Below are 21,493 nucleotides of genomic sequence, written 5' to 3' on the forward strand. Positions count from 1 at the left end.
AGGATGCTGAAGCACGTTTCCTTCCGGCAATTGCTGGTGGTCGCCTTTTTGCTGATCTCCGCGCTGCTGGCTGCGGCCTCGCTGCGCGCGCTGTTCACACTGGAGCAACTGACCCTGCAAAGCCGCGACAGCGCCGCCCGCGCGCTGGACCTGAGCGCAGACGCGCAATCGCTGACGGAGCGCAGTGTGGCCATGGAGCGCACGGCACGCCAGTCGCTGGTGCTCGGCGACCGCCTGCTGCGCCGCCGCTTTGACGAAGCCGCCACCGAAGCGCGCGAGGTATTGATGCGGCTGGCGACGCAGGGCGTGCCCGCTACACAGGTGACCGATTGGGCCCAGCGCCTGGCGGCCATCATCGCCCTGCTCGACGGCGCGCCCGACACCGCCCTGGACCGGGACCGCCAGGTCGCGCTGGAGTTTCGCGAGCTCGATCTTGTCAACGCCGCGATTGCCCAGCAGGTGCGCCAGGCCATCGCGGCGCAGAACCGCAGTCTGCTCGACACACTGGAAACCCGCCGCCGCCAGCTCACCCAGCAGGTCATCGGCGCCATCGGGCTTGCGGTGATGCTGGCGCTGGCCTTCGGCATCCTGCTGACCCGGCCGCTCAGACGCCTGGAAAAAGCCATCATCGGCCTCGGTGAAAACCGCCTTGACGAAGCCATCGCGATCGACGGCCCGGCCGATTTGCAACTGGTCGGGCAGCGCCTGGAATGGCTGCGCCTGCGGCTGGTCGAACTGGACGCCGACAAGTCGCGTTTCCTGCGTCATGTGTCACACGAGTTGAAGACCCCGCTGGCCTCGCTGCGCGAAGGCGTCTCGCTGCTCGAAGACGGCGTGGCCGGCGAGCTCAGCAACAATCAGCGCGAGATCGCCAAAATCCTGCGCCACAACACCGGCCTGCTGCAGGGCCAGATCGAGGACCTGCTGCGCTTCAATGCCGCCGCCTTCGAAGCGCGCCAGTTGCGGCGCGAGAAAACCGACCTGCTGCAACTGATCACCGAACAGGTCCAGGCCCAGCAACTGCAGTGGCGCGCGCGTGAGCTGCAGGTCAACATTGAGGGCAAGGCCGTGCAGGCGGAAATTGACCGCGACAAGCTGGGAACCGTGCTCGCCAACCTGTTGTCCAACGCCATCCGTTACTCCCCCACGCAGGGGCGCATCAACCTGCGATTGAGTCGTCTGGCTGAGGCCGTGCGCATCGACATTGATGATGAAGGTCCGGGCATTTCATTTGATGACCGGGCACGCATTTTTGAACCCTTTTACCGCGGCTCCCAGCAACCGCCCCAGGCCGTGCGTGGCAGCGGCATCGGCCTGTCCATCGTGCAGGAGTACATTGCTGCGCATGGTGGCCAGGTGCAACTGCTGCCGGACGGCCCCGGCGCCCATTTCAGGATTGAACTTCCCCATGCTTTCAAGCGTTGATACCCGCCACGGCAAGCGCCTGGCCTTTTTAGCGGCACTGGCCGCCGGCCTGTTCGCCGCCGGCTGCACCCTGCCGGTGCAGACGCCAGTGCCAGCGCAGACGATGGCGGTGGCGCCGCCGCCGACCACACCGGAGGTGGTGGCCAGCCCGCCCCCGCCGCCCGTCCGCGCTGCCGTGGCACTGCTGCTCGAACACGCCGAACGCGTGCGGGGCCTGCAGGGGCCTGAACTGGTCCAGGAAATCGCGCGCCTGAACGAGCCCGGCGTGCCGGCCGACCAGGTGCGCCTGGCCATGGCCCTGAGTCAGACGCGCCAGCTCTATGACCTGGTGCGGGCGCAGGAGCTGCTGCAGCGCGTGCTGGCCAACCAGACGGGAGAGGCACGCGAACTGCACGTGCTGGCCCGTCTGCTCGGCACCCGGTATGCAGAGCAGCGGCGGGTAGAGGACCAGTTGGACCGACAGAGCCAGCAAGTGCGCGAGCTGCAGCGCCGGCTCGGGGAGACCCAGGACAAGCTGGACGCGCTCAAGGAAATCGAACGCAGCCTGACCAGCCGGCCACCGGCCGCACCGGCTGCCCCAGCGTCCTCACGGAACAGCCGCAGCACCCGGCCGCCAGGCTCATGAGCGCAACGGCCACTGGCGCGCATCTTCTGGTCGTCGACGACGACGCCGACATGCTGCGCCTGCTGACCATGCGCCTGAATGCGGCGGGTTACCGCGTCAGCGCGGTGGCCTCGGCCGAGGCCGCGCTGGCCCAGCTCGACATCGCACGGCCCCAGCTGGTGCTCAGCGATGTGCGGCTTCCGGGCAAGGACGGGCTGGCACTGTTTGAAGACATCCGCGCGCGCCACCCTTCGCTGCCGGTGATTTTGCTGACCGCGCACGGCACGATTCCCGATGCCGTCGAAGCCACCGAACGCGGTGTCTTCACCTACCTGACCAAACCCTTTGACGGCAAGGCCCTGCTGGACAAGATCGCCCTGGCCCTGGCGCTGAGCGCGCCGGCGCCCGCCACGCGGGCCGGCCAGGAAGAAACCTGGCAAAGCGGCATCGTCAGCCGCTCCAGCCGCATGGCTGAAACCCTGGCCGAAGCCAGGATGGTGGCGCGTTCGGATGCGAGTGTGATGCTGCGCGGCGAAAGCGGCACCGGCAAGGAACTGCTGGCGCAGGCCATCCACCAGGCCAGCCCGCGCGCGGCCCAGCCGTTTATCGCGGTCAACTGCGGCGCGATTCCGGAGGCGCTGCTGGAGTCCGAGCTGTTCGGCCACGTTAAGGGCGCCTTCACCGATGCCTCGTCCAACCACAAGGGCCTGTTCCAGGCGGCCGAAGGCGGCACCCTGCTGCTCGACGAGATCGGCGACATGCCGCTGGCGCTGCAAGTCAAGCTGCTGCGCGTGCTGCAGGAACGCGTGGTGCGCCCGCTGGGCTCCAGCCAGTCGATTCCGGTCAATGTGCGCATCCTGTCGGCCACCCACCGCGACCTGGACGCTGCCATGGCCGAGGGCCAGTTCCGCACCGACCTCTACTACCGTCTCAACGTGGTCACGCTGACCTTGCCGCCACTGGCCGAGCGGCGCGAGGACATTGCGTTGCTGGCCAACCACTTCCTGGTCAAGCTGGCCGGCAAATATGGCAAGCGCCTGAGCGGCTTCGCGCCGGAAGCGCTCAAGGCCCTGACCACCGCCGCCTGGCCGGGCAATGTGCGCCAGCTCTACAACGTGGTCGAGCAGGTCTGCGCGCTGGCCAGCACGCCGCTGATCCCGCTGGCCCTAATCCAGCGCGCCCTGCGCTCGCCCAGTGTGCAGGTGCTGACCTTGGCTGATGCCCGCCAGCGCTTCGAGCGCGAGTACCTGGTCGGCCTGCTCAAGCTGACCGACGGCAACGTCGCCGACGCCGCCCGCCTGGCCGACCGCAACCGCACCGAGTTTTACCGGCTGATGCAAAAACACGGACTGACGCCGAGCCACTTCAAAAGTGAATCTGTCGCCACTGTCCCTGAGGCTGTCGCTGATGAGCGACAGGGCCAAGTGCCTGATTTCAAACAATAATTTTCTTGGCGGGAAAAAGAATGTCGCTCGACGGCGACAAAAATAAGGGTTTTCCCGCAATCTTTCAGGCTGCACACGTGGTGTTTTGCTTCAAATGCTTTTAAGTCATTGATTTAATTAGTTTTTTCCTGCCTGGCACAGGGTTTGCCCTTGTCAGCGCATGGTTCTGCTTTTGACCCCTGTTTCAGCCCGCGCCCGCATGGCGCGGATCGTCCGCAACGCGGTCCTGTTGGCAGGCCTGTTGCTCGCCGGTTTTGCCCAGGCCTGGACGCTGGACGATGTCGGCAAACTCGCCCAGCAACGCGCCCAGACGCCCTACCAGCCGGAGCGCCAGGCCCTGCCCGCAGACCTGGCCAGCCTCACCTACGACGGCCTGCGTGACATCCGTTTCAAGGATGACAAGGCTTTGTGGCGCGCCGACGGCTTGCCGTATGAGGCCAAATTTTTCCATGTGGGCCGCCAGAGCGATTCGGTCCGCATCCATGAACTGTCTGCCCTCGGCAACAAACCGCTGCCCTACGATGCGCGCGACTTCAGCTTCGGCAAGAACAAGCTGCAGCCCTCACGCTGGGGCGACCTCGGCTACGCCGGATTTCGTGTCCACACGCCACTGAATTCGCCCGCCTACAAGGACGAACTGGTGGCATTCCTGGGCGCGAGTTATTTCCGCGCCCTGGGCGCTGGTCAGCGTTACGGCCTGTCGGCGCGCGGTCTGGCGGTGGACACCGCCGGCGCGGGAGGGCGGCCCGAGGAGTTTCCGCGTTTCACCGATTTTTGGCTGGAAAAACCTGCGGTCGACGCGAAGCAGATCACCATCTACGCGCTGCTCGATTCAGCGCGCATGACCGGCGCTTACCGTTTCGACATTCGTCCCGGCGAGCAGACCGTGACCGAGGTGCATGCGCGTGTCTTCATGCGCATCAGCGCCGGCCCGCGCGTTGCCACGCTGGGCCTGGCGCCGCTGACAAGCATGTTTTTCTTCGGCGAGAGCCAGCCGCGCGCTGGCGATTTCCGGCCCGAGGTCCACGATTCCGACGGCCTGATGATGGCCAGCACCGAAGGCGAGTGGTTGTGGCGCCCGCTGCAGAACCCCAAAGCGCCAGTGGCGACCTCGTTTGCCATGAAAGGCCTCAAGGGTTTCGGCCTGATGCAGCGCGACCGCCTGTTCGGCAGTTATGAGGACACCGAGGCACGTTACGAGTCGCGACCCAGCGCCTGGGTCACGCCCCTCGGTGACTGGGGGCCTGGCCGGGTCGAGTTGCTGCAGCTCCCCACACCCGACGAAACCCACGACAACGTGGCGGCCTACTGGGTGCCAGATCGCCTGCCGCAACCCGGCGAATCGCTCAACTTCGCCTACCAACTGGCCTGGCAGGGTGACAAACAGCAGCGCCCGCCCAATGGCTGGGCAACGCAGTCGCGCCGCGGCATCGGTTTCAACCAGCTCGACGCGTCGACGCTGCAGCAAGCGATCTCCTACGTCATCGACTTTACCGGCCCGGCGCTTGATGCCCTCAAGGACGACGCGCCGGTGCGCGCTGTCGTCTCCAGCGACGCCAACGGCCGCGTCGTTGAAAGCAACGCCTACCGCAACCCGGTCAACGGCCAATGGCGCATGACCCTGCGCGTGCAACGCATCAACCCGGCCAAACCGGTTGAGTTGCGCGCCTTTCTTCAACACGACAACCACACAGTGAGCGAAACATGGACCACCCTCGTTACCCCCTAGTGCCCAACGCGCCACCACCCGCCATGAACCGACGCAGCAGGTTGCGCGAAGAACGGCATCCCAATTCGGTGACCACGCCGCCGATCAACCGCAGCTCCATGGCCCCCCGCCCCTGGCGCGGCTTCTGGAACAGCCTGGGCACGGCTGTCCTGCTGCGCCTGACCGGCACTGCGCGCCCGGCCCCCGCCGCCAGCGCGATGGCGCCGTGGCAACACGCCGCCAAACGCCGGCGCGCCGTGCTGGTGGCACTCACCGTGCTGAGCACCGCCTTTGCCACCGCCCTGTTTGCCGACATGCAGCCCGACTATGACAACGCCTGGCTTGAGTACGGGAAAATCGCGCTGTTCGGCCTGCTGTCGGCCTGGGTCGTCACCGGTTTCATGACGGCACTGATGGGTTTTTACGTGACCCTGCGTGGTGACAAGTACGCGCTGACCGCGCGCGGCGTGGCCAGCGACCGCCTGGACGCTTCGGCCCGCACGGCCATCATCATGCCGATCTGCAATGAAGACGTGCGCACCGTGTTTGCGGGCCTGCGCGCCACCTGCGAATCGGTCGCCGCCACCGGCCACGCGACCGCCTTCGACGTGTTCGTGCTGTCGGACAGCAACAACCTGGTGACCCAGCAGGCCGAACACGCCGCCTGGGAAGAGTTGCGCATGCAGCTTGCGGCCCAGGCCGGCCAGCCACTGATCGAGGTCTACTTCCGCCTGCGCCAGCGCCGCACCCACCGCAAGGCCGGCAACGTCGCCGACTTCTGCCGCCGCTGGGGCAAGGACTACCGCTACATGATCGTGCTCGACGCCGACAGCGTGATGAGCGGCGACTGCCTGCTCAACATGGTCAAGCTGATGGAAGCCAACCCTAGCGCCGGCATCATCCAGACCGCCACACAGGCCATTGGCCATGTGACCCTGCATGCACGCGCGCAGCAGTTCGCCTCGCGCATGACGGGCCGTCTGTTCACCTTGGGTATGCAATTTTGGCAGCTCGGCGAGTCCCATTACTGGGGCCACAACGCCATCCTGCGCGTCGAACCCTTCATGAAACATTGCGCGCTCGCGCCCATCCAGGGCACGGGCGGTATGGCCGGCGGCATTCTCTCGCATGACTTTGTCGAAGCCGCGCTGATGCGGCGCGCTGGCTACCACGTCTGGCTGGCTTCTGACCTGGTCGGCAGCTACGAGCAGCAACCGCCCGACCTGCTGGCCGAACTGCAGCGGGATCGCCGATGGTGCCAGGGCAACCTGCAGAACTCGCGGCTGATCGCTGAACCCGGCCTGCACCCGGTGCACCGCGCGATGTTCGGCACCGGCGCCATGTCCTACCTGTCGGCGCCGCTGTGGCTGTGTTTCCTGACGCTGGGTACGGCGTTGTGGCTGTCGGGCTCCCACATCATGACGGACTGGATGCTGGTGCCGACCGAACTCGCCGCGCTCTGGGCCTGGACGCTGTCCATGCTGTTCCTGCCGCGCGTGCTTGGCATTGCTGCCGTGCTGCTCAAGGGAGAGGCCCAGGCCTTTGGCGGGCGCTTCAGCCTGCTGCGCAGCGCCGCCCTGGAAACCGTGATTGCCCTGCTGCAGGCGCCGATCCGCATGCTGGCCCACTCGTTGTTTGTGATGGCGGCCATCACTGGCCTCAAGCTGGACTGGAAGTCACCGCCGCGTGAAGCCGCCGCCGTGCCCTGGCGCGACGCGCTGCTGCGGTTTGCGCCCATGAGCGGCATCATCGCGGTGCTGGCCCTCGGCATCGCCGCCATCGACGTGCGCGCCCTGGTCTGGCTACTGCCGGTCGGCCTGCCGCTGTTGCTGGCCATTCCCATGACCGTGCTGACCAGCCGCGTCGGCGTCGGCCGGAGCATGCGGGCGAAGGACTACCTGCTGATTCCGGAAGAGACCCACTCACCCGCCGTGCTGGATCGGGCCTGGCAACATGCGGGACTGTTGCCAGCGCCGCGTTTGCGTACGGCCTGACTTTTTATCAAGCGTCACGCTGCGTCCCCGGTTTGCGTTCTGCGGGCAGGAACCAACTCCCCACTCCCTCCCCTGACCCCTCCCTCGCCCCGCTGGGCGATGGCGGGGGACCTCATGTGGCCGCGTGCGCTGCGCTCGCGTGCAAACATGACGGTCTATTGGGATTCCCGTGCAGCAAGCGCTGCGCGCTTGCTGCACTCCGGATGGGAGTTCGGTATTTGTATTGGGATGTCTGCCTTCGTCCCCACCCGTCGGGCCGAACCAAGCACCGCAGGCTACCCGTAGCCCAGCGGAGGAACCCAGACCCTCGGGTCGCCTTTAGAAAGTTACTTGCCGCCGGGCACCCCCCGGCTTGCGGGCTGACCACCCCATCCGGGTCAATATCCATTTTTCACCATATTTTCAAGCAAAATATGCCTCTAGCCCATACCAGTCTTGGGCTAACAGCTATAAATTTAATAGCAATTATCTCATCGATCCCTGCCGCAGCGGCAGTTAAACTCGACCGATGGCCTGGAACGCGACGCTCTCCCTTGACTACTCGCTGCAAGCCGGCAAGACAGTCGCTCACTTCCGCCACGACGGCCCTTTGCGCATTCTGCAAAGCCTGTACCCTGAAGGCGACGCGGTCTGCCACAACGTGCTGGTGCATCCGCCGGGCGGTCTGGTCGGCGGCGACACCTTGGACATCGCGGTCACGGCCGCCACCGGCAGCCACGGCCTGATCACCACGCCTGGCGCCACCCGCTTTTACAAATCACTCGGTGACACCGCGCTGCAGCGCACCCGCATCCGGCTGGAGGCCGGTGCACGCGCCGAATGGTTGCCCATGGAGGCCCTGTGTTACAGCGGCTGCCTGGCGGAGAACCACTTGACACTGGATCTGGCGCCCGGCGCTGAACTGATGGGCTGGGACGTGACCGCGCTGGGCTTGCCGAGCGCCAGCCAACCCTTCACTGAAGGCAGTTTTTGCCAGCACATCGAGCTGCCCGGCGTCTGGCTGGAGCGGGCGCGCATCCGCGCGGATGATCGGTTATTGATGGACAGCCCGCTGGGGCTGGCCGGCCAGCGTTGCATGGCCACCCTGTTTTTTGCCAGCGGCAGCAAACTGGACCGCGGACGCCGCGAGCAGGCACTGGAGGTGGCGCGTGAAGTGATGGGGACACACGCCCTGGTCAATAGCGCAGGCGCCACCAGCCCGGATGCCCAGGTGGTGGTCGTGCGCGTGCTTGCGCCGCTGGTCGAACCCGCCATGGGCCTGCTCAAACAGGTTTGGAAAAGCTGGCGCCGGCACTTATGGGATCAGGCGGCGCCCAGTCCGCGCATCTGGTCGGCCTGAGCGCTCAGGGCCTGTTCGCACCGTTTATACAAGTGCGAACGCGGTGAAAACAGTGCCAATCAAGGCGCGCGACGACACCCAGACTGGGCGTCTGGGTTAGGAGTGGAACGCGGAGTGGCGTTGTTTTCACCCGTTCCCTTCGGGTTGCGGCCAAAATGACCATGCGCAGTGTTGCAAAGCCTTGCCGGGCGCGAGCCCGGCTGCATTTTGCGCCTCGCGCATGACCATTTTGACTCGCAACGCATCTTGCATAAACAGTGCGAACAGGCCCTAGTCGCGCAGTTCGGCAGGCACCTTGCCACCGTTGGCAGCCAGCTTGTTCATGACCTGTTTGTGCAGCCAGATGTTCATGGTGGCGCTGTCGTTCAGGTCGCCGGAGTAACCGAGTTCTTTGGCCAGTTCCTTGCGCTCGCCGAGGCTGCTGTCCAGATCCAGCAACTTCATCAGGTCGACGATCGAGGTCTTCCAGTTGAGTTTTTGCGCATTTTTGCTGGCCATGTCATCCAGCAAGGCCTTCACATCCACCTCGGCCATCGCGGCGGAAGCCGCAGCAGCGGCGCCTGCGGCTCGCGAAGCCACATCCGACGCGGCTGATGCAGCTGCGGCCTCCTCAGGGGACAATGACCCGGCAGCGTCTGCAGGGGCTGCCGGGGTTTCAGCGCGTGCCGAAGGAAAAATTTTGCCGAAGATTTTGCCGAGAATGCTCATGATGGGTTCCGTTCTTGAAAATGAAACTTAATCCTAGACGCGCCGCGACCCTGGCGGCAACAGGCAAACGCGCGCGCCCGTGTCGGAAAATTCCTTCAAGCCACAGCGCCAACTGGAGGCTGGTACCTACGAGGTCTGGCTCGCGCGTCCTACTTGCTGTGAGCCGGACTTGCGCACAATGGGCATTCCCGGCTGCGGCCGCCCTGCAGCCAACTTCCTTCTGCGAGAACCCATGAAAACTTCCGTGCTGACCCCTCTTGTGATGGCCCTGACACTGGTGTTTGCAGGTTGTTCCAGCACCACTGAAAGCGGCACCGTCGGCGCCTCCCGCTCCCAGCTACTGTTGGTGTCCTCCGCAGAACTCAACGCCATGGCCGAGCAGGCCTACGCCAAACTCAAGGCAGATGCAGCGGCCAAAGGCGCACTCAATACCGACGTGGCAATGCTGGCGCGGGTTCGTGCCGTCGCTGCACGCATCCAGCCCCAGACCGCAGTCTTCCGCAGCGACGCCCCCGGATGGAAGTGGGAAGTCAACATCGTCGAAAGCGAACAACTCAATGCCTTTTGCATGCCCGGCGGAAAAATCATGTTCTACACCGGCCTGGTGCGCAAGCTTAAACTGAGCGACGAGGAAATTGCCGTAGTGATGGGCCACGAAATTGCACACGCCCTGCGCGAACATTCACGCGAGCAGGTCTCGCAGGCCACCGCCGCACAGACCGCCATCGGCATCGGCACCCAGTTGCTGGGCCTGGGCGGCGGCGCATCACAAATCACCGGCGCCGCCTACCAAGCGCTGGTCGCCAGCCGTTTCAGCCGCGCTCACGAAACGGAGTCCGACCGTATCGGCCTGGAGCTGATGGCGCGCGCAGGCTACAACCCGCAAGCCGGCGTGACGCTCTGGCAAAAAATGGGCACGGCCAGCAGCAGCGGCGGCGGCGCGCCCGACTTCCTGAGCACCCACCCGAGCGACAGCAGCCGGGTACAGCAGATCCAGTCCCTGCTGCCGACAGTGATGCCGCTGTACCAGGCAGCGCGACGCTGATCTGACTGCCGTGATGGCGCCCCCCCGTCACGCCGCCTGGCTGGTTACCATCAGCTCCGGCGCAAGACCCGCGCCTTAAAAAACAACAGCGAGGGAAGCCATGCATGCGGCCATGACCACTACGGAGATTTACCTGATCGCGATGGCGATCATCTTCACGGTGCCTTACCTGATCTGGCGCCTCTTCAAAACCGATTACTACGCACCTCTGGTGGTGGTGCAGATCATTGCCGGCATCCTGCTGGGGCCCGGCATTCTCGGCAAGATTTACCCCGACTACTACGCCTTCGTGTTCAGTGCGCCCGTGGTGCAGTCACTCAACGGCGTGGCATGGTGGGCCGTCATGGTGTTTGTCTGGATCGCGGGGATAGAACTGGATCTGAAAAAGGCATGGGCTCACCGGCGTGAAAGCAGCATCACGGCTGGCCTGGCGCTGGGCATGCCGCTGCTGTTCGGTTGCGCGGCCGCTGCCGGCATGTTGATATACGACGGCTGGGTCGGCCCGCAGGGCATGCGCTGGCAATTCGTCATGGGTGTGGGCATGGCCTGTTCCGTGACCGCGCTGCCTATCCTGATTTTGCTGATGGAAAAACTCGCCATCCTGCGCCAGCCGATTGGCCAGCGCATCCTGCGGTATGCAAGCCTGGACGACATCGCCATCTGGGGCGTGCTGGCGCTGGTTCTGATGGACTGGGAGAGGGTCGGCAGGCAGGCCAGTTTTCTGGCCGCTTTTGCGCTCCTGAGCTTTTTGTTTCGCAAACTCATGGTCTGGCTGCCCGAGCGCGACCGCTGGTACGCCGGACTGATCTGGCTCATTGTGTGCGCGCTGGGCGCCGACTGGGCGGGCCTGCACTTCATGGTGGGCGCCTTCCTGGCGGGCGCCATCATGGACGCGGAGTGGTTCAACCAGGAGCACATGGACATGTTGCGGCATCATGTGCTGCTGGTCCTGATGCCGGTGTTCTTCCTGAGCACAGGGCTGCGCACCAACTGGTCGGTCGGCGGCGAGGCAGTGTTTGTGGCCGCCGCCGTGCTGCTGGCGGCTTCTGTGGCCGGCAAGCTCATCGGTGTTCACATCGCCGGCAAGATTCTCAAGTGGGCACCGGGCGAAAGCGCGATCATCGGCTGGCTACTGCAAACCAAGGCGCTGATCATGATCATTTTTGCCAACATCCTGCTGGACAAAGGCATCATCACCAATGAAACGTTTACCGCCCTGCTGCTGATGGCGATTGCCAGCACCATGCTGACGGTGCCGGTGGTAGCGCCCCGGCTTCAGCGCATGAAGGAAATTATTTTCAGATCGAAGTGAGCGCGGCGTTTGTCATTGCGGGCTTGACCCGCAATCCATGCGCACTAATCCTGACAGGTGGTTTATGCGGTATGGATGCCGGATCAGGTCCGGCATGACAACACCCTAAATCGCCACCAGCTGCCGCACCCCGTTGACCTGCATGTCCTTGCCCAGGCCGCGTCCGATGAACGCACCACGCTCCATCACCAGGTAATCGTCGGCCAGGGCTGAAGCAAAGTCGTAGTACTGCTCGACCAGCAGGATCGCCATGTCGCCACGGTCAGCCAGCATACGGATCACGCGGCCAATGTCCTTGATGATGCTGGGCTGTATGCCCTCGGTCGGCTCGTCCAGGATCAGCAACTTCGGTTTGGCCGCCAGCGCACGGGCAATCGCCAGTTGCTGCTGTTGCCCGCCCGACAGGTCGCCACCACGGCGGCTCAGCATTTGTTTGAGCACCGGAAACAGCTCGTACAGTTCGGCGGGAATCGGCGTGCCGGCACTTTTGTAGGCCAGGCCCATGCACAGGTTTTCCTCGACCGTCAGGCGGGCGAATATCTCACGGCCTTGAGGCACAAAGCCAATACCGGCGCGGGCGCGCTCATACGGTGTGGCGTTCTGGATGGGCTTGCCATCGAACTCGATAGTTCCGGTCTTGATCGGCACCAGGCCCATCAGTGACTTGAGCAGCGTGGTCTTGCCTACGCCGTTGCGGCCCAACAGCACCGTCACTTTGCCGGGATGGGCTTCGAGGCTGACGTCGCGCAGGATGTGGGAGCCGCCGTAATACTGGTTGACGTTTTTGACAGTCAGCATGCGCAAGGTACTCCTAAGCCAGTGACCGCGTGGAACCGGCTTCGCCGGGCCACAGGGGTCGCCCCCCAGTGGGGGGAGGCGGCGAAGCCGCACCGGGGGGCGTCTTCATCTACCAAGATACACCTCAATCACCCGTTCATCCGCCTGCACCTGATCCAGCGTCCCCTGAGCCAACACCGACCCGTCACACAACACAGTGACGACTTCCGAAATCGTCTTGATGAAACTCATGTCGTGCTCAACCACCATCAGCGAATGTTTGCCCTTGAGCGTAAGAAAGAGCTCAGCGGTACGCGCAGTTTCCTCGTCGGTCATGCCAGCTACCGGCTCGTCCAGCAACAGCAGCTTGGGGTCCTGCATCAGCAGCATGCCGATTTCCAGCCACTGTTTTTGCCCGTGGCTCAGGTTGCCGGCCATGCGGTTGACGCTGTCGGCCAGATGGATCGTCACCAGGATTTCGGCAAGCCGGTCGCTCTGCATGGAATCCAGCCTGAAGAACAGGGACGACCAAACATCACGCTCATGGCCCTTGTTGGTCTTCAGGGCGAGTTCGAGGTTTTCAAACACCGTGAGCTGCTCGAACACGGTGGGTTTCTGAAACTTGCGGCCAATACCGAGTTGCGCAATCTGTGGCTCTGTGTGGCGCAGCAGGTCAATCGTGCTGCCAAAAAATACCGTGCCTTCGTCGGGGCGGGTCTTGCCGGTGATGATGTCCATCATCGTGGTTTTGCCGGCGCCGTTGGGGCCGATGATGCAGCGCAGCTCACCCGGCGCGATATCGAGCGAAAGCTTGTTGATGGCTTTGAAGCCGTCAAAGCTGACACTCACGTCCTCCAGGTACAAAATTCTGCCGTGGGTGGTGTCTACTTCGCCCGGGGTGGCGATACGCCCGCCACTGGGGTTGCGCCCGCCCGACTCTGTATTGGATTTGCTGGCCTCCAATGCCGCCAGGCGTTGCTGAACACGGCGCGCGCCCTGCTCAAGAAGGTCAGGGGTCATTTAGCGCCTCCCTTCCTGAGTTTTTTGACCAGACCGACCACGCCATTCGGTAAAAACAGCGTCACTGCAATAAACAGCAGGCCCAGAAAGTACAGCCAGTACTCGGGGTAAGCGACAGTCAGCCAGCTCTTGGCACCATTGACGATGAAGGCGCCGAGGATGGGGCCGATCAGCGTGGCGCGCCCGCCGACCGCCGCCCAGATCGCCATTTCAATCGAATTGGCGGGGCTCATCTCGCTCGGATTGATGATGCCCACCTGCGGCACATACAGCGCACCCGCAATGCCGCACATCACGGCGGAAATGGTCCAAATTGTGAGCTTGTAGCTTATGGGGTTGTAGCCCGAAAACATCACGCGGGTCTCGGCATCACGAATCGCCTGCAATACCCGGCCGAACTTGCTGCGCACCAGCCATTTGGCAAACAGGAAGAAACCCAGCAAGGTCAGCCCGGTGATCACAAACAAGCCCATGCGCATGCTGGGTGTGGCAATCGGCGTATCGAGGATGCGCTTGAAGTCTGTAAAGCCGTTGTTGCCGCCAAAACCCGTCTCGTTGCGAAAAAACAGCAGCATGGCGGCAAAAGTCATGGCCTGCGTGATGATGGAAAAGTACACCCCCTTGATGCGCGAGCGAAAGGCGAAGTAGCCGAAGACAAAGGCGACGATGCCGGGTACCAGCACAATCAAAAACAGCGTGGCCACAAAGCTGTCGCTGAAAGTCCAGTGCCAGGGCAGCTCTTTCCAGTCGAGGAACACCATGAAGTCGGGCAGATCGCTTTTGTAGTTGCCGTCGCGGCCGATCTGGCGCATGAGGTACATGCCCATCGCATAGCCGCCGAGCGCAAAAAACAGCCCGTGGCCCAGCGACAAAATGCCGGTGTAGCCCCAGATCAAATCCATGGCCAACGCGACGATGGCGTAACACATGATCTTGCCGAGCAAGGCTACCGCGTAGGTGCTCATGTGGAACATGCTGGTTTCGGGCACCAGCAGGTTGAGCACGGGGGCCAGCGCGCAGACCAGCAGCAGCGATACCATGAAAGCGCTCAAGCCGACACGGGTGAGCATGGGGCCTTTGGCAGGAAGAACAACGGGAACTTGGGGTGTACTCATGCTTCCGCACTCCGGCCCTTCATCGCGAAGATGCCCTGCGGCCGCTTCTGGATGAAGATGATGATGAGCACCAGCACCGCAATCTTGGCCAGCACCGCACCGGTCCAGCCTTCGAGGAATTTGTTCAGAATGCCCAGACCCATCGCAGCATAAACAGTGCCGGCGAGCTGGCCCACACCGCCCAGCACCACCACCATGAAGGCATCGACGATGTAGCCCTGGCCCAGGTCTGGCCCGACGTTGCCGACCTGGCTTAGCGCACAGCCCGCCAGCCCGGCAATGCCCGAGCCCAGCGCAAACGCATAGGTGTCCACACGCGCGGTGTTGACGCCCATGCAGGAAGCAATCGGCCGGTTCTGTGTGACGCCGCGCACAAACAGGCCGAGGCGCGTCCGGCTGATCAGCCACGCCATGCCCAGCAACACGGCAATGGCAAAACCGATGATGACCAGCCGGTTGAAGGGCAAAGACAGGTTGCCCAGCACCTGCACGCCGCCGCTCATCCATACCGGGTTTTCAACCCCGACGTTTTGCGCGCCGAAAATGGAGCGCACCAGTTGCTGCAGCATCAGGCTGATGCCCCAGGTGGCCAGCAGTGTCTCAAGCGGCCGGCCATAGAGAAAGCGGATCACGCCGCGCTCCAACGCCGCACCCATCAAGGCCGAGGCCATAAAGGCCACCGGCACCGCCGCCAGCAGATACCAGTCAAACAGCCCGGGCAGGTATTTCTGGAACAGGCCCTGCACCACGTAGGTGGCGTAGGCGCCAATCATCATCAGCTCGCCATGCGCCATGTTGATCACGCCCATCAGGCCGTAGGTGATGGCCAGGCCCAGCGCCACCAGCAGCAAGATGCTGCCCAGGCTGATGCCGCTGAACACAGCGCCCAGCTTGTCGCCCCAGGCCAATGCAGACTCGACCTTGCGCAGCGAAGCCTGCAGCGCACTTTTGACTTCGGCGTCGTCCTCTTCCGCCAGGCGCGCGATCAGCACGGTCTTGCTGATCGGGTTGTTGCTGCCGGACAGGCGCGCCGCAGCTTCAAGGCGCTTGGTTTTGTCACTGCTGCCGAGCAGGATGGTGGCCCTGACCGTCTCGAGCTGGTCCTTCAACGCGGGCACGGCCTCAAGCGCATAGGCTTTTTCTATCAGCGGCAGACGTGATTCTTCGCTGCTGCTGGCGAGTGTCTTGATCGCGTCGGCGCGCACCTTCGGGTCTCTGGCAAACAGCTTGAGCGCGGCCAGCGCATTGTCCAACTCGCCGCGCATCAGGTTGTTGTTGATCACATCTTCCGCGTCTGCGGGCACCACCAACTCTGCGCCGGTCACCGGGTCAAAGCCTTTGTCGTTCTTGATCACAAACACCTTGTCGCCTGCCGTCTTGACGGCATCGTCCGCCAGCGCCTGGATGAAGGCTGCGGTCTTGCCGTCAGGATTGGCAGCGGCCTTGTTCAGCGCTTGCACCCGCGCTGCGGTGTCGCCCAGCGCCATGCCTTTTGCCTCGTCCGCGCTCAGGGCATGCGCGCCGGCAGCTATAAATAACGTAGCAGATAGAAGAAGTGTGCGAATCATCATGATGGAAAGAACCTGTAGGGTGGGCTCAGCAGCCAGCCAATGCCCGCTACCGCTACGCCCAGGCTGCAACTTCCTTGATAAACCTGCACCGGGTTAGTGCAAGAAGCAGGTCAGAGTGGGGTTGCCGACCCTTCCTTTCCGTTGTGGGCGGGGCCGGGGTCGTGGATCCCGGATCGGGTCCGGGATGACAAAAAGAAGAAGTTGTCATTGCGGGCCTGACCCGCAATCCATGACCCCGAGCCCGTGACCAGAACCCTGCCCCGACAGTAAAAAGCCGCACCTGTTTTCTGCAAACCAGGTGCGGCTTGCACCGCCAAACCCCGTGTGGGCTTTGGAGTGGCGCTCTCTTACTTGGTGGCGACGCTCATGCCTTTTGCCGGCTCGTCAGGCTTCTTGTCGTTGCCTTCGATGTAGGGGCTCCATGGCTTGGCTTTCACGGGGCCGGGGGTCTTCCAGACCACGTTGAACTGACCGTCGGCCTTGATTTCACCAATGAACACCGACTTGTGCAGATGATGGTTTTTCTCGTCCATCTTGCTCACGATGCCGCTCGGAGCCTTGAAGGTCTGGCCGGCCATGGCGGCAATGACCTTGTCGACATCGGTGGACTTGGCCTTCTCGACTGCCTGCTTCCACATGTTGATGCCGATGTAAGTGGCTTCCATCGGGTCGTTAGTCAGCGGCTTGTCGGAGCCCGGCAGCTTCTTGGCCTTGGCGTAGGCCGACCACTTCTTGATGAACTCGTCATTGGTCGGGTTCTTGATCGACATGAAGTAGTTCCAGGCCGCCAGGTGGCCCACCAGCGGCTTGGTGTCCACGCCGCGCAGCTCTTCTTCACCCACCGAGAAGGCCACCACTGGCACGTCCTTGGCCTTCAGGCCGGCGTTGCCCAGCTCTTTGTAGAACGGCACGTTGGAGTCGCCATTGATGGTGGACACCACGGCGGTCTTGCCCCCGGCGGAGAACTTCTTGATGTCAGCCACGATGGTCTGGTAATCGGAGTGACCAAACGGCGTGTACTTCTCGTCGATGTCGCTGTCTTTCACGCCCTTGGATTTCAGGTAGGCGCGCAGAATCTTGTTGGTGGTACGGGGGTACACATAGTCGGTGCCCAGCAGCACCCAGCGCTTGGCACCGCCGCCTTCCTTGCTCATCAAATAGTCCACCGCAGGAATCGCCTGCTGATTCGGTGCAGCGCCGGTGTAGAACACGTTTTTGGACAGCTCTTCACCTTCGTACTGCACCGGGTAGAACAGCAGGCCGTTCATTTCCTCGAGCACGGGCAGCATCGACTTGCGCGACACCGAGGTCCAGGCGCCGAAGATCACCGCGACCTTGTCCTGCCCCAGCAACTGCTTGGTTTTTTCAGCAAACAGGGGCCAGTTGGAAGCCGGGTCCACCACCACGGGCTCCAGCTTCTTGCCCAGCACGCCACCCTTGGCGTTAATCTCGTCAATCGCCATCAGCACGGTGTCTTTCAACACGGTTTCCGAAATGGCCATGGTGCCCGACAGGCTGTGCAAAATGCCCACCTTGATGGTGCCACCCGACTGGGCATGGGCTGGCAGGACAGACAGGCCTGCCAGGGCGAAGGCGGCGCTCAGCGCCTTGAGGGTAAATCGACGTTGCATGAGAAGCTTCTCCGGTAGGTGGTCAATCATTTTTCGCTCTGCAAAAGCCGCTGGAGGGCACTTACGAAGCGATGAAGTGATTCTGGAGACCGGAGGGGGAACGGGCTATACGCCGGGTGGCGTATGTAGCAGGGATGAGTACTGGTTAGGACTGCTTTAACCCTTGCTGAACTGCGCCTCTTAAGCTTCTTGTTGTGGCTCGCCTTGCATTTTTGACCTTCGAGCCATCCACAATTCCGCGGAGTGTTGCATGCGCTGTTCAACCAACTCTTTAAGTTGCGCGTTTGACAGACCCGTTCCAGCGTATCTCTTTAGTAGTGCTGCGCGATGAAGTTTGTCCCAGCTAGGGAATGTTGCGCTTGGCGGAACCTCAATCAAAATTTTGGGTTTTTGAAGGCCGTCCGACACTTTGCATCCTGACTGAAGGGGTTGAAGGTACACGCCTCGGGACCTAATAATTCCGTCCACCAAGATGGTCTGATTGGAAAGGGCGAAGCAAATAGTTATGCTATTTTTTACCGGCTGCTGGAATTCAAGCGTCAAATAAGCGTGCTTCTTATGAAACAAATTACGTCCCCACTTGATGATTACGTCGCCAGGAGGTGTGTGCTCATGGATGAGGATAAGGTCATAGAGCTGCGGGTGATTGACACAGTCAATTACGAGAACGGGGATTATTCGACCGTCCGCAATGTCCGGATGCCCGATTCCACCGTCACTCACGATTGGAACGAATCGCTTTGAATCAAGCTTACCCTTTAGCATTTTCGATCCTTTTGAGAAGATACGTTTCGAGAGTGATACGTTCTCCCGTCGAAGTTGAAAAAACTAGCTCATATCTATCAATTGACAACGCTTGCGAAACTCGCAGAGGAATTTGGTACACCAGCCATCCGGATAAGGTGCTTCGGGCCTGCAAGTTAATAGGGACGGAAATTGATGGCAACTCCCAAAGTAAAGGTGCATCTCGACTGACTGGTTTAAGAATTACAGTGGAGGTGGCACCTGAACTATCGAACACATGAAGATGTAATTCGACACGAGCTATGGAATTGGGAGCGCTGGCTGAGTTTGAAAGCGAACAGGCCAACGCGACAAATATTCCAGTTTCTGCAGACTCCCATGACACGCCATCAATAAGATATCCAGCAATACCAGCATGACGTTCAATATGGTCTTGCTCAACAATCCCGAGTGCTCTTTTTGCGATGCGTGCGCTATGCCAAGCGTACAAGGCAGAAAACACTGCGGCAACAGCAGAAGCAATCGCTAGGTCTTCAGTAGTGATATGAATTGCTGGCATAAGTAACTAAAGGCGAGAAGAAGCGCTTTTTTACTGGCCAAATCACAAATACGTATAAACAACTGTCAGCCACCGCATATTTGTGTCGTCCTTACTCGCATTGATTTTTGCGTCGCCACTTGACCTTCGTAAAAGCCACCCATTCTCGCTGCCTTCGACCCCCTGTGTTATGAAGTATGCAAAGCCTCAATAGCTTTGGGATTGGACGCCACAATCTTGAGCAAAGCTCTCGCCGGCCCGGTCGGGCGCGTGCGATGTTGTTCCCAGTTTTGCAAGGTTCGCAGGTTCACGCCAATCAACTTGGCAAACTGACTTTGACTGATGTGAGCGGCCTCGCGGATGACGCGTACATCAGGCGTAGGCACTTCTTCCACAATGGCGCCGCGCACGATTTTTCCGGCGATGTGGCGCTTCATTTCTTTCACGCCTTTGACCAGTTGGTCGAAGTGTTGTTTATCGATGGGTCATGTCTTTCATCATGTGCCTCAACAGCTTGACTTGCTCTGGTGATAGCTTCTTGCTCATTTTTTACGTAGCCATCACTCAGGCCAATGAACCTTGTTCAACCGTTCCGCCATGCGCGTCTGCCAACCGGCACCCGTCGCCTTCCAGCGATCAATGACATCGGCAGGCAGGCGCAGCGATATCAATTTGCGGGGGTTGGGTGAGACGGGTCTTCCCCCTTTGTTGACTTTCGCGCGTGCCAGCATGTCCTCAGTGAGTTCAGGAAGCTCTTCATACTCTTGCGGCGCCACCACAGGCGTATCAAGGCGCGCGAGATCAGACGTCAAGGAGCGGGGCGATGCGGGTTTTTTCGCGTTCATTGGCTTGTCCATCATGCTGAAGATGTGGCGATCCGCGCCACGCGGCGTGTAACCCACAACAACCATCCGGCCGGCGAGCAGGCCATAACAAATGATGCGGGTTTCACCGTAGCTTTTCCTGGTGTCTTCGGTCTCCAGCGTTGTGCCTGCAAACACAAGCGCGGCGTCGGCGAAGTCCAATCCCCGATCAACCAGCGTCTTCTCGCGTTTGGCTGGATCGAAGAGAATTTTCATCTGGTTATTGTAGCTACATTAACCGATCCTGGCCCCTACGAAAGAGCTTCACCCCTTGGGCAGCTCAGGCGGCAGCGCCGATGGTTGCACCGCAGGCTGCGCCGCCTCCTCGCGCGCCTTGGCAAACAGGTCCCAGCCCGCCATGAACATCGCTGCCACCACCGGGCCGATCACAAAACCGTTCAGCCCGAAAATCGCCATGCCGCCAAGGGTCGAAATCAGCACCACGTAGTCGGGCATCTTGGTGTCCTTGCCGACCAGCAGCGGGCGCAGGATGTTGTCAACCAGCCCAATCACCAGCACGCCGAAGGCAATCAGCACCAGGCCTTGCGTGATGGCGCCAGTGACCAGGAAATAAACCGCCACCGGGCCCCAGATCAGCGCCGCGCCCACGGCCGGCAGCAGCGAGAGAAACGCCATCAGCACACCCCACAGCACCGGCGCATTGATGCCCAGCATCCAGAAGATCAGACCGCCCAGCGCACCCTGCAACATCGCCACCACCACATTGCCCTTGACGGTGGCGCGAATCACGGTGACGAACTTGCCCGACAGCTCGCGCTTGATGCCGGACTCCAGCGGCACCGCATCGCGGATGCGCCGGGCCAGCGCGCCGCCGTCGCGCAGCAGGAAAAACAGGATGTAGAGCATCACGAAAAAGCTGACCACGAAATCAAAGGCGTTCTGCCCGATGTTGAGCGCCTGCGTGGCCAGGAACTGGCTGCCCTTGGACAGGCTGTCCGACACCCGCTCCAGGATCACGCCGGTGTTGCTCAGGCCGAAGCGGTCCAGCAGGCCGGTGACCCAGGCCGGCAGCGCGCCGTACACATGCTGGAAGTACAGGCCGACGCTCAACTCGCCCGACTGCATGCGCTGGTACAAGCCAGAGGCTTCCTGCACCAGCGAGGCAACGATCAGGCCCAAGGGAAGGATCACGGCCACCAGGATGATGGCCAGCGTGGCCAACGCGGCCAGCGTGCGCCGACCCGGCATGACCTTGAGCAGGCGTGCAAAGAGCGGCGTGAACATCAGCGCGAAGATCGCGCCCCAGAACACAGCGCCATAAAACGGCCAGAGCACCCAGACAAAGGCCAGCGACACCAGCAGCAGCAGCAAAAGGAAAAGCCGGTTCTCCAAAGAGGATGATCGGGCGATGCTGGATAGTTTCATGATGCGGTGCCTGTGCAAAAAAGGGGCCGGAGGGGGTTCAGTGATGGTAGCGACAAAACATCCACGCCTCGAGCTGGCCTGTCATTCGCTACTGAATTCATAGCTGATTACGCCCACCAGCTAAGGGCTAGGAGCCTGGGCGGCAGAAGGAACGTCGGCTGCAAAGCGGCCGCGACGGTCCATTTTTCACCGGCTTTTTGCCCCATAGCTACGGCTATGAGGCTGCAAACCCGGCAAAAACTGTCCTCGCCGGGGCCACTTTTCGCTT

General features: G+C 61.9%; 19 protein-coding genes. 8 read left to right on the forward strand and 11 right to left on the reverse strand.

Going from position 1 to position 21,493, the window contains the following annotated elements; all coding sequences use genetic code 11:
• Positions 1 to 3: 3 nt before the first annotated feature.
• From Q8O29_RS18410 to Q8O29_RS18435, 6 genes are all read left to right on the forward strand, one after another.
• Positions 4 to 1,425 carry a HAMP domain-containing sensor histidine kinase gene (locus Q8O29_RS18410; RefSeq protein WP_305565460.1) on the forward strand — a complete coding sequence of 474 codons (1,422 nt, stop codon included), beginning with the start codon at positions 4 to 6 and terminating at the stop codon, positions 1,423 to 1,425.
• A complete protein-coding gene (locus Q8O29_RS18415; protein ID WP_305565462.1) occupies positions 1,409 to 2,050 on the forward strand; it encodes a hypothetical protein in 642 nt (213 codons plus the stop codon). Before Q8O29_RS18410 ends, Q8O29_RS18415 begins: the two co-directional genes overlap by 17 nt.
• A complete protein-coding gene (locus Q8O29_RS18420; RefSeq protein ID WP_305565464.1) occupies positions 2,047 to 3,474 on the forward strand; it encodes a sigma 54-interacting transcriptional regulator in 1,428 nt (475 codons plus the stop codon). Before Q8O29_RS18415 ends, Q8O29_RS18420 begins: the two co-directional genes overlap by 4 nt.
• Before the next feature lie 199 nt (positions 3,475 to 3,673).
• Positions 3,674 to 5,203, forward strand: coding sequence for a glucan biosynthesis protein G (locus tag Q8O29_RS18425; RefSeq protein ID WP_305565496.1), 1,530 nt, complete (start codon positions 3,674 to 3,676; stop codon positions 5,201 to 5,203).
• Positions 5,204 to 5,226: 23 nt separating this feature from the next.
• Positions 5,227 to 7,176, forward strand: coding sequence for a glucans biosynthesis glucosyltransferase MdoH (gene mdoH, locus Q8O29_RS18430; RefSeq protein WP_305565466.1), 1,950 nt, complete (start codon positions 5,227 to 5,229; stop codon positions 7,174 to 7,176).
• Positions 7,177 to 7,684: 508 nt separating this feature from the next.
• Positions 7,685 to 8,515: an urease accessory protein UreD gene (locus Q8O29_RS18435; RefSeq protein WP_305565468.1), complete on the forward strand. Its 831-nt coding sequence runs from the start codon at positions 7,685 to 7,687 to the stop codon at positions 8,513 to 8,515.
• Positions 8,516 to 8,785: 270 nt separating this feature from the next.
• On the opposite strand, the gene Q8O29_RS18440 is transcribed toward Q8O29_RS18435, so the two are convergent.
• On the reverse strand, positions 8,786 to 9,223 hold the full coding sequence (locus tag Q8O29_RS18440; RefSeq protein ID WP_305565470.1) for a DUF3597 domain-containing protein: 438 nt from the start codon (positions 9,221 to 9,223) through the stop codon (positions 8,786 to 8,788).
• Positions 9,224 to 9,467: 244 nt separating this feature from the next.
• On the opposite strand from Q8O29_RS18440, the gene Q8O29_RS18445 reads away from it, so the two are divergent.
• Both Q8O29_RS18445 and Q8O29_RS18450 read left to right on the forward strand, forming a co-directional pair.
• Positions 9,468 to 10,268 carry a M48 family metallopeptidase gene (locus Q8O29_RS18445; protein WP_305565472.1) on the forward strand — a complete coding sequence of 267 codons (801 nt, stop codon included), beginning with the start codon at positions 9,468 to 9,470 and terminating at the stop codon, positions 10,266 to 10,268.
• Positions 10,269 to 10,380: 112 nt separating this feature from the next.
• Positions 10,381 to 11,580, forward strand: coding sequence for a cation:proton antiporter (locus Q8O29_RS18450; RefSeq protein WP_305565474.1), 1,200 nt, complete (start codon positions 10,381 to 10,383; stop codon positions 11,578 to 11,580).
• Between the two features lie 105 nt (positions 11,581 to 11,685).
• On the opposite strand, the gene urtE is transcribed toward Q8O29_RS18450, so the two are convergent.
• From urtE to Q8O29_RS18500, 10 genes are all read right to left on the reverse strand, one after another.
• Positions 11,686 to 12,378: an urea ABC transporter ATP-binding subunit UrtE gene (gene urtE, locus Q8O29_RS18455; RefSeq protein ID WP_305565475.1), complete on the reverse strand. Its 693-nt coding sequence runs from the start codon at positions 12,376 to 12,378 to the stop codon at positions 11,686 to 11,688.
• 105 nt (positions 12,379 to 12,483) lie between these two features.
• Positions 12,484 to 13,377, reverse strand: coding sequence for an urea ABC transporter ATP-binding protein UrtD (gene urtD / locus Q8O29_RS18460; protein ID WP_305565477.1), 894 nt, complete (start codon positions 13,375 to 13,377; stop codon positions 12,484 to 12,486).
• Positions 13,374 to 14,492: an urea ABC transporter permease subunit UrtC gene (gene urtC / locus Q8O29_RS18465; RefSeq protein WP_305565479.1), complete on the reverse strand. Its 1,119-nt coding sequence runs from the start codon at positions 14,490 to 14,492 to the stop codon at positions 13,374 to 13,376. The genes urtD and urtC overlap by 4 nt, the downstream gene beginning before the upstream one ends.
• Positions 14,489 to 16,063 carry an urea ABC transporter permease subunit UrtB gene (urtB, locus tag Q8O29_RS18470; protein ID WP_305565481.1) on the reverse strand — a complete coding sequence of 525 codons (1,575 nt, stop codon included), beginning with the start codon at positions 16,061 to 16,063 and terminating at the stop codon, positions 14,489 to 14,491. Before urtB ends, urtC begins: the two co-directional genes overlap by 4 nt.
• A gap of 347 nt (positions 16,064 to 16,410) precedes the next feature.
• Positions 16,411 to 17,694 (reverse strand): urea ABC transporter substrate-binding protein, encoded by a 1,284-nt coding sequence (gene urtA / locus Q8O29_RS18475; RefSeq protein WP_305565483.1) that lies wholly within the window; start codon positions 17,692 to 17,694, stop codon positions 16,411 to 16,413.
• Between the two features lie 180 nt (positions 17,695 to 17,874).
• Complete coding sequence (locus tag Q8O29_RS18480) at positions 17,875 to 18,459, reverse strand: hypothetical protein (RefSeq protein WP_305565485.1); 585 nt, start codon at positions 18,457 to 18,459, stop codon at positions 17,875 to 17,877.
• A complete protein-coding gene (locus Q8O29_RS18485; protein ID WP_305565487.1) occupies positions 18,446 to 18,997 on the reverse strand; it encodes a hypothetical protein in 552 nt (183 codons plus the stop codon). The genes Q8O29_RS18480 and Q8O29_RS18485 overlap by 14 nt, the downstream gene beginning before the upstream one ends.
• A 167-nt stretch (positions 18,998 to 19,164) precedes the next feature.
• Positions 19,165 to 19,413 carry a DNA-binding transcriptional regulator gene (locus Q8O29_RS18490; RefSeq protein ID WP_305565488.1) on the reverse strand — a complete coding sequence of 83 codons (249 nt, stop codon included), beginning with the start codon at positions 19,411 to 19,413 and terminating at the stop codon, positions 19,165 to 19,167.
• 123 nt (positions 19,414 to 19,536) lie between these two features.
• Complete coding sequence (locus Q8O29_RS18495; protein ID WP_305565490.1) at positions 19,537 to 20,055, reverse strand: BrnT family toxin; 519 nt, start codon at positions 20,053 to 20,055, stop codon at positions 19,537 to 19,539.
• A gap of 48 nt (positions 20,056 to 20,103) precedes the next feature.
• Positions 20,104 to 21,225, reverse strand: coding sequence for an AI-2E family transporter (locus tag Q8O29_RS18500; protein WP_305565492.1), 1,122 nt, complete (start codon positions 21,223 to 21,225; stop codon positions 20,104 to 20,106).
• Positions 21,226 to 21,493 lie beyond the last annotated feature (268 nt).

It is taken from the genome of Polaromonas sp. (assembly GCF_030689685.1).
Lineage (GTDB): Bacteria > Pseudomonadota > Gammaproteobacteria > Burkholderiales > Burkholderiaceae_C > Polaromonas.